The organism is Winogradskyella sp. ABM4_392, assembly GCF_056160445.1.
Genome location: NZ_JBSWXE010000003.1, coordinates 1 through 13,599, shown reverse-complemented (window position 1 = coordinate 13,599; position 13,599 = coordinate 1). Strand labels below are relative to the sequence as shown.

12 protein-coding genes are annotated in these 13,599 nt (G+C 31.7%); 5 read left to right on the top strand and 7 right to left on the bottom strand.

Annotated elements, in window-relative coordinates:
* Positions 1-7 precede the first annotated feature (7 nt).
* From ACXAFS_RS08755 to ACXAFS_RS08745, 3 genes are read left to right on the top strand one after another with little or no spacing between them, the layout of a single operon-like run.
* Positions 8-937 (top strand): aspartate carbamoyltransferase catalytic subunit, encoded by a 930-nt coding sequence (locus tag ACXAFS_RS08755; RefSeq protein WP_475306431.1) that lies wholly within the window; start codon positions 8-10, stop codon positions 935-937.
* Between the two features lie 3 nt (positions 938-940).
* Positions 941-1,273 carry a ribonuclease Z gene (locus ACXAFS_RS08750; RefSeq protein ID WP_475306430.1) on the top strand — a complete coding sequence of 111 codons (333 nt, stop codon included), beginning with the start codon at positions 941-943 and terminating at the stop codon, positions 1,271-1,273.
* A 3-nt stretch (positions 1,274-1,276) separates the two neighbouring features.
* Entirely contained in the window at positions 1,277-2,182 is a 906-nt protein-coding gene (locus ACXAFS_RS08745) for a ribonuclease Z (RefSeq protein ID WP_475306429.1), read from the top strand.
* A 2-nt stretch (positions 2,183-2,184) separates the two neighbouring features.
* Here the strand turns inward: ACXAFS_RS08745 and ACXAFS_RS08740 are convergent, their stop codons facing one another.
* Genes ACXAFS_RS08740 through ACXAFS_RS08730 form a run of 3 tightly spaced genes read right to left on the bottom strand, consistent with a single transcriptional unit; the run spans position 2,185 to position 6,708 of the window.
* Positions 2,185-4,353 (bottom strand): hypothetical protein, encoded by a 2,169-nt coding sequence (locus ACXAFS_RS08740; RefSeq protein WP_475306428.1) that lies wholly within the window; start codon positions 4,351-4,353, stop codon positions 2,185-2,187.
* A gap of 1 nt (position 4,354) precedes the next feature.
* Entirely contained in the window at positions 4,355-6,265 is a 1,911-nt protein-coding gene (locus tag ACXAFS_RS08735) for a transglutaminase-like domain-containing protein (RefSeq protein ID WP_475306427.1), read from the bottom strand.
* Entirely contained in the window at positions 6,262-6,708 is a 447-nt protein-coding gene (locus tag ACXAFS_RS08730) for a hypothetical protein (protein ID WP_475306426.1), read from the bottom strand. Before ACXAFS_RS08730 ends, ACXAFS_RS08735 begins: the two co-directional genes overlap by 4 nt.
* A 51-nt stretch (positions 6,709-6,759) precedes the next feature.
* Between ACXAFS_RS08730 and pdxH the strand changes: the two genes are divergently transcribed.
* Together pdxH and ACXAFS_RS08720 are read left to right on the top strand one after the other, a co-directional pair.
* On the top strand, positions 6,760-7,407 hold the full coding sequence (gene pdxH, locus ACXAFS_RS08725) for a pyridoxamine 5'-phosphate oxidase (protein WP_475306425.1): 648 nt from the start codon (positions 6,760-6,762) through the stop codon (positions 7,405-7,407).
* A 188-nt stretch (positions 7,408-7,595) separates the two neighbouring features.
* Positions 7,596-8,093 (top strand): CAP domain-containing protein, encoded by a 498-nt coding sequence (locus tag ACXAFS_RS08720; RefSeq protein WP_475306424.1) that lies wholly within the window; start codon positions 7,596-7,598, stop codon positions 8,091-8,093.
* A gap of 58 nt (positions 8,094-8,151) precedes the next feature.
* Here the strand turns inward: ACXAFS_RS08720 and ACXAFS_RS08715 are convergent, their stop codons facing one another.
* The 4 genes from ACXAFS_RS08715 to ACXAFS_RS08700 all read right to left on the bottom strand — a co-directional run.
* Entirely contained in the window at positions 8,152-8,862 is a 711-nt protein-coding gene (locus tag ACXAFS_RS08715; protein ID WP_475306423.1) for a phytanoyl-CoA dioxygenase family protein, read from the bottom strand.
* A gap of 126 nt (positions 8,863-8,988) precedes the next feature.
* Positions 8,989-10,890 carry an OmpA family protein gene (locus ACXAFS_RS08710; RefSeq protein ID WP_475306422.1) on the bottom strand — a complete coding sequence of 634 codons (1,902 nt, stop codon included), beginning with the start codon at positions 10,888-10,890 and terminating at the stop codon, positions 8,989-8,991.
* A gap of 12 nt (positions 10,891-10,902) precedes the next feature.
* A complete protein-coding gene (locus ACXAFS_RS08705) occupies positions 10,903-11,838 on the bottom strand; it encodes a PorP/SprF family type IX secretion system membrane protein (RefSeq protein WP_475306421.1) in 936 nt (311 codons plus the stop codon).
* An 11-nt stretch (positions 11,839-11,849) separates the two neighbouring features.
* The coding region (locus ACXAFS_RS08700; protein ID WP_475306420.1) for a gliding motility-associated C-terminal domain-containing protein at positions 11,850-13,599 on the bottom strand (1,750 nt) is incomplete at its 5' end.

Below are 13,599 nucleotides of genomic sequence, written 5' to 3'. Positions count from 1 at the left end.
ACTAGCAATGAGTGAACTAAGTGTTAAACACTTATTAGGAATAAAATATCTCACTAAAGAAGATATAGATTTAATTTTTGAAACTGCAGATCAGTTTAAAGAAGTAATTAATAGACCAATTAAAAAAGTTCCTTCGCTTAGAGATATTACTATTGCTAATTTATTTTTTGAAAATTCTACACGTACTAAATTATCTTTCGAATTAGCAGAAAAAAGGCTTTCGGCTGACGTTATAAATTTTTCGGCTTCACAATCTTCGGTAAAAAAGGGTGAAACTTTAATAGATACGGTCAACAACATTCTATCTATGAAGGTAGATATGGTAGTAATGCGCCATCCCAATCCTGGAGCAGGTGTGTTTTTATCCAAGCATGTTAATGCAAGTATAATTAATGCAGGAGATGGTGCGCATGAGCATCCTACGCAAGCTTTGTTAGATTCATACTCAATAAGAGAAAGATTAGGTTCAGTAAAAGGCAAAAACGTTGTTATTGTTGGTGATATTCTACATAGTAGAGTAGCACTTTCTAATATTTATGCTTTACAATTACAAGGTGCTAATGTTATGGTTTGCGGTCCCAAAACCTTATTACCTAAGTATATTAAAGAACTTGGCGTGAAAGTTGAGACTAACCTCAGAAAAGCATTAGAGTGGTGCGATGTTGCTAATATGTTACGTGTACAGAACGAACGTATGGATATTAGCTATTTCCCTACTACTAGAGAGTATACACAGCAGTTTGGAGTTAATAAAGAGCTGCTCGATAGCTTAAACAAAGATATTGTAATAATGCATCCAGGACCTATAAATAGAGGTGTAGAGATTACAAGTGATGTTGCAGATTCTAAGCAAGCCATTATTTTAGATCAGGTAGAAAATGGTGTAGCAGTAAGAATGGCTGTAATTTATTTATTAGCTTCAAAAATAAAACAGTAGGTTATGATTGTAGATAGAGACGGAAATATTACGATTATTACTCAAGAAAAAGCATCAGTAAAAACCTTAGTTAATAATATTGAACAGGCTTACGATAAGTACAAGAATAATCATATCATAGTTAATTTATCAAGCTTAGATAAAATTAGCTTAGAAGATATTATTGAATTTCTTCGCCTAAGTAATAACCATAGAAGCGATAAAAAATCTTTTGTTATTGTTACAGACAAAGCAGATTTAGATCAAATGCCAGATGAAATTGTAGTAGTACCGACTATTCACGAGGCCTACGATATCATCGAAATGGAAGATATTGAACGCGATTTAGGTTTTTAATCTATGCAACTAACTATTCTAGGTTGTCATAGCGCAACACCACGTACCAATACAAATCCTACATCTCAGGTTTTAGAAATTAAAAACCACATGTTTCTCATTGATTGTGGTGAAGGCACACAGGTAGAATTGCGCAGAAATAAGGTAAAGTTTTCAAGAATAAAACACATTTTCATTTCGCATCTTCATGGCGATCATTATTTTGGATTAATAGGTTTGGTGAGTACATTTCGTTTGTTAACTCGCGAATCTGAGCTTCATATTTATGGCCCAAAAGGTATTAAGGAGGTAATAACATTACAGTTAAAACTTTCAGATTCCTGGACAAATTTTCCTTTGATTTTTCATGAGCTAACCTCAAAAGAATCCGAGTTAATTTTTGAAGATGAGAAAGTAGAGGTCTATACAATACCATTAAAACATCGTATTTATACTAACGGGTTTTTGTTCAAAGAGAAAGAAAACGAACGTAAGTTAAACATCAATGCAGTTATAGAAGCTAATATTGACAAAGCATATTACCGAAAATTAAAGCAAGGTGCAGATGTTGTTAATGAAGATGGTGTATTAATTAAAAATTCCTCAGTCACAAAAGACCCAGTTCTATCAAAAAGTTATGCCTATTGTAGTGATACGGTTTATAATGAAGACATCATTCCTATAATAAAAAATGCAACTGTTTTGTATCATGAATCTACATTCTTAGATAAGAATGAAAATCTCTGCGCACGCACCAAGCATAGTACAGCACGACAAGCAGGAATAATTGCAAAAAAAGCAAATGTAGAGACATTAATTCTCGGACATTTTTCTACACGTTACAATGGTTATGAGGAATTTAAATCTGAAGCCAAAGAAGAGTTTGAAAATGTTCTTTTAGCAAAAGATGGTAAGTCTTTTGAGTTTTAGCTTTATTGTTTAAACAAAATTTTCTCATGACTAAACTTTAATGCTGCATCTAATGCATCCATTAAGTCCTTCCATTTTACTTTAGAAAACTGATTTTCCTTGTAGGTTTTTGTGGTTTTAATTTCTAATTGATTACCATTTATAACAGCTTCACTTTTAAAAGAAGCTATATCATTGGTTATATTTTTTTGAAGTTTATCTAGACCTACGACATTGTATCCTTCAGGAATATTTATAGTTATATTATTTTCAAAAACTCTGGGGTAATTCATATAAATATCATTAATCCTTTCCCTCTCGTCTCCAGTAATATCAACTTGTCCGCCAATTAATTTTCCTACTTCAAAAATATAGTTTTTTCCAGCCTTCTTTATAAGTTGATCTTTTATATTAAACGATTGTTCTAATACCAAAGCATCATTATCTTGATACCTTCCTGTATTTAAAATCTTCACATCCACATCTTCAACACTGAAGTTATACTCATCATCTGTATATTCTGTAAAAATCTCTTTTTGCTTTGTTTTATATTTCTCTATCAACGCGTCGTATTCTTTTGAAACCTTTGCTTTGTATTTTTTTGATCTTATAGCTTCTATATAGCTTGGATTTTTAAAATGCTTATAATCTTCATCAAGATAATCAAAAAAGAACATGACTTCATCTTGAATACGATTTTTATTGTGACCAGTATGAGTTGCTATTTTGTTTACAGATATTTCAGAAAAATCAGAATTAATACTTAATGTAGTGTTTTCTATACTTTTATTTTTTTCAGAGTTAGACTTTGGAATAATTATTTTAGAAACTTCAGATAGCTTTTTTTCCTCATAGGAGTATTTCAAAGCATAAGCATCAGCACCTTCATATGTATACGGAATTTCACCAATATTGCTTGTACTGGAAAACTTAGTTAAATAGATAGGTTCGTCTAAATTAACCTTTATCAAAGTACCTATTTCATAAGTGTATAGTAAATCTTTTATTTTACCATTTTGCCTTGGCATCACAACAACAATATCAAAAGGAATCTTGTGACGTATTAAAAAGTTGGCAAACCTTGTATTGAACCTACCACTTTTATTTATATAATAAGTTTTGTCATCAACACCTTCAGCATAAGGGCTTATAATATTAGCTTTTGCTAAAACAGCAGGTTGTATATGCTGAGTGTTGTAAAAGTGTCTTAAATAATCATAGGCTTGGTTGACAAGTTGTTTTTTTGATAATGATTTTTTGTCTTTGAAATATTTTTTTAAAGGATCCAAATCATTTTTCATTTTGCCATAGTTGTCTTTAAATAATTCTAAGACTTCTTCTGCGGTAACTTGAGTTTTGATTTCACTTTCTTTATCAGATAAAAAATTAAAGATTTTATCCTCAAATTTACCAGATCTAGCAAACGTTGCCTGAAATTTATAATATGGTAATTCTAATTTTGGATAAAACCAAGTTTGAGGATATTGTTTTTCAATATCCTTTGCAGTAAACTTATATCTTCTGTCATTTCTTTTATCAGTAGGTATTTTTTCAAGTTTTGGGGCTCCGTTGTAGGATTGAAAATTGATAAAAAAATCATTTTCTGTATTAAACTTTAACACAAACTCTTTTATCGGATATTCATCGTTTAGCACATTGGTTTGTGCTCTAAATGTGTAACCATATTTTTGTTTAAATGATTCAATAGTATGCACATAGTAATCAATAATATCACCAACTTCTAAACCAGAAATAGCAAGTTTATAGTTTTCATTTTCGCTTACAAAGGTTTCTTCGTCTACTTTTTTTTCAATGGTTTTTCCATCTGGTTTAATAATTCTAATACCAATAAATCGTTTAGCTTTTCTTGTCCAATAACCTCTTTGTACTTTGAAATTTTTAGCAAAAGAAAATTCTGAAAATTCCTTTACGGCTGCTTGGTCTAATAGTTTTACCCTATTTCTTATAGCACTTGTATAACGTACGTTTTTTGCAAACTTATGGTAATCATAAAAATTTTCTTGGTATAAGATTACTGCAGACTCATTTTTCCATTTTTCAGGAACATCAACATTTTTTCTTTGATTGTTTTTTCCCCAGTAAATATTCTTTATTTCTTGTTTCTCTTTTTTTGATTGACCAAAGCTAAAGCTGGTTATGAGTAATGCTATGAGAAGAAGTTTAAATTTCATATTACTTGCTTAAAGTGATTTGTTGACTGTAAATTTCGTTTAATGATTTAACCGCAGTATTCCATGCTTCAAAGTCATTTTTTGAGATTGTTGATTTTTTAATTGAAAAGAATTTATCATAAATAATCTTATTATTATCGATTTTAAATTCTATTGAAAATTTATAGTTGTCTGTGTCTACAGAGTAGTTATTTGGTAGTTCACTAACCTTATAGCCTTCAGGTATTTCTAATATAGTTTTTGACTGAATACTTTTTTTGTAACGAAATACATAGTCAGTTTTTCTTTTGTCAAAGAGAAAACCAGATAATTCTTTATCAAAATCTATATCTACATATATATCATTATCAAAACTTGTGGCCTTTCCTTTATAAATTGCATCATAATCCATAATAATATCTATATCTCTATCATCTAGGTTAGAGGTTTGTATGTTACTAACCTCAGTATTACTTTCCCCTTCACTTAGATAATAATTTAGAAAATCATCTTTATGATTAGTTTTAACTTGGTTAAGATAATTTAACATTTCTGCTCTTGTTTCTCCTTTAAAATGTTTGCTAACCTTAACGTTTAAGTTTTCATCAGAAATTGATACATCATACTTTGTGATTTCTATATTTTTATCTGCTGAAGCTTCAGGGATATATTTTAAAATATAATCATCACCATTTTCAATTAACACTTGCTTCCCTTGAATACGTTCTGCATATTCACCAAATGAGTTATATTTTTCGGTTGCATCTAGATAAATGGATTCATCATTTAGATTTAATGTGCAAATCATGTGGTTATCAACGGCTAGGTTAGGAGTTGAATAATCATAAGCAATATGTTTTGTTCCTATCCAAGTAAGTCTAGCATCAAAACCAGCTTCAATTAACATTTCTTTAGTTAGATTAGCCATACCTTTACAATCACCATATCTTTTGGTAAATACATTATGTGCTTCATCTGGTTTAAAACCAGCAATACCGTCTTCAAAAGCTATATATCTTATATTATCCTGAATCCAATAATAGATATTTTTAATCTTTTCTTCATCAGACTTAGCATCTTTAGTTAACTCTAATACTTTGCTTTTATAAATCGATTTATTGCTCTCTAGACTACTTGTTAATTCTTTATACCAATTATATTGATTTTTAGTAGTTTCAAATATTACAGACTCTGTGTTTTCTTTAAAGTGCTTTTTTGGTAACACTAATAAATGAGGGAATATATAAGAAGGGCCAGGTGCATTTTCATCCTTATCTTGGGGTGAAAGGTCTTTTATGTTGTAGGTATATGTCGTTAGGCTATTTTTTTCATCTTTCTTTACAGACTTTGTTATATTGTGGTTATCAAAGTTTAATTCTTTAAATTCTACATCTAGCCAATCAGGAATCTCAATGGTTATGATTTTCTTTTTTATAGGATATTGATCGTTAAAATAAATAGTTGTAAAATATTTAATGTCCTTAAAAGTTTTATCCACTGTAAAATTGTATTCATATGCAAATAATGGGAAATCTACTTCCACGTACTTTACTCTTGTGTCATTATGAAATAAATCACTACTAGTGTACGCCTCATCTTTTTCATAAAAGTAAGCTTTCTTATTGTTTCTGTTTTTTACACTGAATTTATCTATCTCGCTCATCCCATCATAGAATTCATAATATCTAATATCTGAGCGAGAATCAATATTTATTAATCTTTCATTTTTAGTTTTATTTACAGTTACGTTTCTATTTTTATATCCAAAAGATACTTGTACATAACTTTCAGCTATAACAATATCTGAATCATGAAATTGCTTTTTTAATTCTTTGGCTTCTCCAATGGTTTGGGAAGTTGGCTCAAAACTTTTTTGAGCATTTAAAACTGTTATAGTAAATAGAAAAATTTGTATTGTAAAAAATGATCTCATTTAAATTCTTTAAGTTGTTGTACCCAATTGATAGCTTCACCTAAGCTATGAGCCCTTTTTAAAGGAATTTTAGCCAGTTGTTTCTCAATATTTGCATTCATGAATGAAGAATCTCTATAACTAACAATCGAAGCAGCAACTAAAATACTATCATCTTTATCAAAATAAGACCAAAGTACTGGGTCAATTGAGTACGAATTAACACGATTTGCAATGTAAGCTAGTGTTTTATGATTGCCATAGTGGTCTCGCAAAGAATCTAAGAGTATATTAAGCTTATCCCAATTAAAATGTTCACCTTCATTAACTTCCATGATAAAAAAATCATCCAGTAAATAGTAAGTGGCAAACTTAGATACAATTTTATTATAGTTTAATGTTTTTGAAAAATCAGAATCTTCAAAGTGCATGTTAGGGTTGTTATTTGAATTAAGGGTATCCAAAACTACACTTTTTTTGATAGAAACAAAATATTGATTTAACTTCGTGAAACTATGGAAAAAGACTTAAGCAATTACAGGAAATCTTACGAAAAAGGGGAATTATTACTGAGCAATGTCTCTGATAATCCTATTGAATTATTTAGAGATTGGTTTGTAGAAGTAGATAATCATTTTAATATCGACGAGGCTAATGCCATGACGATTTCTACCCTTGGAATAGATGGTTACCCAAAGAGTAGAGTAGTGCTATTAAAAAAATATACGTTCGAAGGTTTTATATTCTATACCAACTATAATAGTGAAAAGGGGAAAGCTATTGAAGCTAATCCTAATGTTTGCTTGTCTTTTTTCTGGCATGCTGCAGAGCGACAAGTTATAATTAAAGGAAAAGCTGAAAAAATAGCCGAAAATATGAGCGATGGTTATTTTGAGTCACGTCCTAGAGGTAGCCAATTAGGAGCAATAGTATCTAACCAGAGTGAAGTTGTTGAGAACAGAGATGTACTTGAAAAAAGATTAAAAGCGCTGGAACAAGAATATGAAGGAAAAGATATTGAACGACCAAAACATTGGGGAGGCTATATGGTAAGACCTGTTGAAATGGAGTTTTGGCAGGGAAGACCCAATAGATTGCACGATAGAATACGTTACCAATTACAAGAAGATTACAATTGGAAAATAGAACGCCTTTCACCTTAATTTTTTATCGATTAAAGGTAATTAACATCGTTTAAGTACCTGATTTTTCTTACATGAAGTGCATTTCATCGATATTTTGCAGAAAAAATCGACAAAATACACGTTTTTAATCGATTTTAACATTTATTTAACAAGTAGACATAAGTAGGCTATTAAATTAGTAATCCCAAACCTAATTTAACCTACTTATGAAAGCTAAAAACCTATTGCCATTATTGGCTATCGTTGCCCTCTTAGGCTTTACATCTTGTTCTACAGATAGTGCTGCTGAGGATCAAATAAATTCTATTGAAGTACCTGTAGCACCTCAGGCTAAACAAATTGAAATTGAAATTATGGAGCTTATCAATGCTCACAGAATCAATCAAGGCCTAAACCCATTACATGATCATAGTACAGTTAAAGCTGTTGCTTATACACATACAGATTATATGGTAGAAGTAGACAATGTATCTCATGATAATTTCTTTCAAAGAAAACAAAGTCTACAAGAAAATGCTAATGCAAATATAGTATCAGAAAACGTAGCTTACGGATTTAGTTCTGCTGAGTCAGTAGTTAATGCATGGTTAAATAGCCCAAGCCATAGAGAAAACATTGAAGGCAATTTTACAGATTTTGATATCTCTGCCGAAAAAAATAATGAAGGCAAATGGTACTTTACTAATATCTTCATTAAGCGTTAGACCGCAATAAAAGTTGATTAATAGCCCCTAAGAGCCATGACAATAGTTGTGGCTTTTTTTAGTTGACTAATGTTTGGTATTCTAACCACTCAAGAGGTTCATGTAATGTAGAATCATTAAATTCTAAATGGATAACCCTTCGTCTTTTTTTGTTAGTGGTCTTACTGGAAGCATGAAGCAGAAGAGGTTTCATTAACATTATATCTCCCTTATTTAACTCACATATTTTCTCATCTTTTATATTGAAATTTTCAGAGTCTAGTCTAATAACTCCCTTTATATGTGATTTTGGTATCACCCTTAACGCACCATTTTCCTTAGTAGTATCATCTAAGTGTATTCTTACTGTAATTGTATTTTCTAAAATATTTGTAGGTGGTTGAACACCATATTGACCATTTTTAAATGTCCAATTCTTATAACCTTCTGTTATGGATTTTTTATCTACAGAAATACTTAAATCTTGATGATAAGATACGAACCAATTTGAAAGTGGTGGTTTGTCGAAGTAAATAGCCTTTGTTAAGAAATAGTTGGATGAAAATAAATTATTCAAAACTATTTTAAGCTTATCATTAAATACAACATCCTTTATTTCAGGTTTATAGTTGATTAACTGCCTTATAGCATATAAACTATTCGTATCAATTGTATTTTTATTATCTGTTTTATGACTTTGAATACTCTCTATAATAGAACTTATTTCATCATTAGAGTAAATGTCTCTAATTATTGAATAACCTTGGCTCTTAAAATCTAATTCTTTCATGTTTAAATTAATACTATAAAAATAGTATTTGAGTTTAATCCTATCATATAATTAAGATTATTTTAATAGCAATAAAAAAGCAAGCCCAAATGAGCTTGCTTTTTAGTTATAATTTTGAGGGTAAAATTATTCGTTTACAATATAGAAGTAAGAACGTCTGTTTAATTGGTGTTCTTCTTCAGTACATTTTACACCATTAGAGCATTTGTTAAGGAGTTGAGATTCTCCATAGCCAATTGCACTTACAATTCTATTTGCATCAATACCTCTAGATATTATGTAATCTCTTGTAGACTTAGCACGTCTATCAGATAATTTCATGTTATATCTGTCACCACCACGACTATCTGTATGAGATTCAATTTTTATAATCATTGTAGGATGCTTGCGCATTACATCTACAATGTTTTCCAATTCATATTGTGCGTCTGTTCTAATATTCCATTTATCAAAATCAAAGAATATTGGGTTTATGACAATTTGATTATCAATAATCAAAGGTTCTAAACTTAAATCTACAGTATTGACTTTTTCGTTTTCTGTAGTTGTGCTAATAGTCTTCTGATCGTCTTTGTAATCTGGTTTACTTCCAACCACAGTATATGTTTTATTACAATCTACAGTAAATGTGTATTCACCACCATCTTTAGTAAATTGTTCTTCTATTACTTTACCGGTTTCGTCAATTAAACGTATAGTTACACCAGAAAGGATAATATTTGTTTTACTATCTCTAGCAACTCCAGAAATTACTTCTTTACACTCTTTAGCATTAAAACTGTAGATGTCGTCACTTCCTTTTCCACCTGGTCTGTTAGATGAGAAATAGCCTTGTTCAGTTTCAGAATTTATAAAGAAGGCAAAATCATCGTAACCACTATTGTATGGAGATCCCATATTTTCTGGGTCGTTACGAAAGCCTTTTAAAATATCTGATTTAAAGATGTCTAGAAGACCTAAGTTTAAATGGCCATCAGAAGAAAAATAAAGCGTACTGTCTTTTGCTACATATGGAAACATTTCGCGTCCTTCGGTGTTTACTTTTTCACCTAAATTTTCTGGTGTTCCATATGAACCATTTTCATTAATTGAAACAGCATAAATATCTGACTGACCTAAGCCACCTTCGCGATCTGATACAAAATATAATGTTTTGTTATCTGGACTCAATGCTGGATGACCAGTTGAAAAAACTTCATCATTAAAAGGTAACTCTACAACATTTGTCCATTCATCATTTACTAAAGTAGCCTTATAAAGTTTTAAATGTGTAGTACCTTTTTTGTCGTATTTTATTCGGTTACGTTTGTTAACGTTATCTCTTGTAAAATACATCGTTTTACCATCGTTAGTTATAGCTACAGATGCTTCATGATATTCTGTATTTATATTTTCAGATAACTCAGTTGTCGATCCATAAGTAACAACACCATCACTATTAGTCAAAGCGACTTCATATAAATCTAAAAAAGGTTCTTTATTCCAACTGTAGATTTTACCATCACCACCTCTTGCAGAGGCAAGATACAGTTTGTCATCAAAAATATAAGATCCAAAATCCGAATTTTCAGAATTAAAGTCTAAGTTTTCAACCTTAACAACGACTTCATTTTTAGACGTTAATTTTGCATATAAATCTACTTCATCAGGATTATAGCCTTTAAGTCTACTATCGCCTTGTTGTGCAGCACTTAGCTCTTTAAACCATTTATCTGCTTCTTCATAATTACCGATACTTCTAAGTGACTGTATGTATTTGTATAAATATTCGGCATCTATTTTTTTATGTTCTTTTAAAGCTTCACCATACCAATATGCAGCTTTCTCAGAGTTAGAATTATTATAATAGGCATCTCCAAGACGCGTAAGTACATGGGCACTGTTATCTCCATTTTCTACAGCTTTTTCATAAAGCTCAATAGCTTTTATATAGCCATAATTTTTGAAGAATTTATCAGCTAACTTCGTTTGCGCATACGATAACGAACAGCTAAGTATAAGAGTTAGAACTAATATTCTTGTTTTCATAATGCGATTCTTTTAGAAGTATCTAGGAGATTTTATACGTTTACTTTTAAATACTTCAAACATCAATAATACTTCATGCGTACCACTAGTATATGGTCTTAAATCTGAAATTGGATATTCATAGGCATAACCAATTCGTAATTGTTTTGATACCTGAAAGTCAGCTATACCACCAATGGCAGCTGCATTTTCATTAATTCTGTAACCACCACCAATCCAAAATGTTTCATTAAATAGGAAGTTGGCAGAAATATCAAATGATAAAGGTGCACCATTAGTAGCTTTAAGTAAAACAGAAGGTTTCAATTTTGTTGTTTCACTTAAATCAAACACGTATCCACCAGTTATATAATAGCTTACACGTTCTAAAGCAATATAGTCTAATTGACCTTGACGTCCATTATTATAGTCTGTATTCAATATTCTTGGTGCTGAAAGACCTAGATACCAACGTTGAGAATGCCAGTATAAACCAGCACCAACGTTAGGACTCCAACGGTTAGAAATTTCATTAAAGAAGGGATCATTAACAACAGAAGGATCATTTAATAGTTCCTCGTCTAAATTGTAATGTGTAAAACCACCTTTAATACCAAAAGCTAACTTAGTATTAACACCAGTTTGAATTGTATATGAGAAGTCTCCATAGATGTATGAAAAATTTTCATAACCTAGCTTATCATTTATGAATGATAGCCCTAAACCAATCTTCTCATTCCTTAACGGAGTGTGAACAGATAGTGTTTGGGTTTCTGGTCCACCTTCTAATCCAACCCATTGACTTCTATGTAAGCCAACAGCACTGAATGTTTCTCTACTACCAGCATAAGCTGGATTAATAGAAATAGTGTTAAACATGTATTGTGTAAATTGAGGTAACTGCTGTGCAAAGGCAGTAGAAATACCTAATATAAATATTACAATACTTAATGATTTAGATAACTTCATCTCGGTTAAGTTTATTTATCAGTTGCTACGTAGATTGGACCTGCAAAAGGTTTTAATCCACTATTTTTTAAATTAATAACGTAATAGTAAGTTCCGGTTGGGACTTTTCCAGAGCTTCCTACAGACGAGCCATGAGCATCGCCATTCCAATCATTTTGATAATTATTATTCTTATAAATTTCTGCTCCCCAACGATTGAATATCTGCAATTCAATTACAAATCCACAATCTTCTACACCAGTTATGGTAAAGAATTCATTATAACTATCACCATTTGCTGTCACAGTTTTTGATATAACAACATCTTCGGCGCCACATGGTAAAACCACACAGTCATCATCAATAGTTACGTTAACCTCTACTTCTGTAGGACAAGGTCCATCAGTGATAGAGTACATAAACGTGTACATACCAACTTCTACTGTTGAAGGATCGAATAGGCTACCGTCTATAGTTGCATTACCTGCAATTACACCCCAAGTACCGTCCATGCTAAAGTCACCAGATAGTAAATCGAATAAATCGAATTCAGAATCCAGTACACATCGGGTAGCATCAAAGGCATTAATAACGTTGCTAATTTCTACATCGATATTTTGTGTAAATATTGCTACATTACCACAATCATCTGTTACAGTCCAAGTTCTTATAATTGAATAATCTTCAAAATCGTTGGCTTGAGTTGAATCCTCATCAAAGGATACACTAATATTATTTGAACAAGCATCTTCAAAGACTAAATTTGGTACCTCAGGAATATCATCACACGAAGCCATAATATTCTCATCAAGAGGTGTAACTAAAGTTGGAGCTGTTGTGTCTTGTACCGTAATGATTTGAATATGAATACTATCATTTCCGCAGGCATCTGTTGCTGTCCAAGTTCGTTCTATTATATAATCACCCATACAAGCACCATTTGTAATTTCTTCTTCGAAAGTTACCGTAGCATCACCACAGTTATCATTAGCCGTTAAGTTATCAGCCGTAGGAACAGCATCACACTCAACAGTTACATCAGCAGGAAGGGCTTCATTAAACGTTGGTGCCGTAGTATCTTGAACTGTTATGATTTGAGTATGAACAGTTTCATTACCACAAGCATCAGAAGCCGTCCAAGTACGCGTTAAGGTATATTCATTATCACAAATACCAGCAGTAGTAGCTTCTTCGAAAGTTACCGTAGCATCACCACAGCTGTCATCAGCCGTTAAGGTATCAGCTGTAGGAACAGCATCACATTCAACAGTTACATCTGCAGGAAGCGTTTCATTAAATGTTGGTGCCGTAGTATCCTGAACTGTTATCGTTTGTGTATGAATCGTTTCATTACCACAAGCATCAGAAGCCGTCCAAGTACGCGTTAACGTATATTCATTATCACAAGTACCAGCCGTAGTAGCTTCTTCGAAAGTTACCGTAGCATCACCACAGTTATCATTAGCCGTTAAGGTATCAGCTGTAGGAACAGCATCACATTCAACAGTTACATCTGCAGGAAGCGTTTCATTAAATGTTGGTGCCATAGTATCCTGAACTGTTATCGTTTGTGTATGAATCGTTTCATTACCACAAGCATCAGAAGCCGTCCAAGTACGCGTTAACGTATATTCATTATCACAAGTACCAGCCGTAGTAGCTTCTTCGAAAGTTACCGTAGCATCACCACAGTTATCATTAGCCGTTAAGGTATCAGCTGTAGGAACAGCATCACATTCAACAGTTACATCTGCAGGAAGCGTTTCATTAAATGTTGGTGCC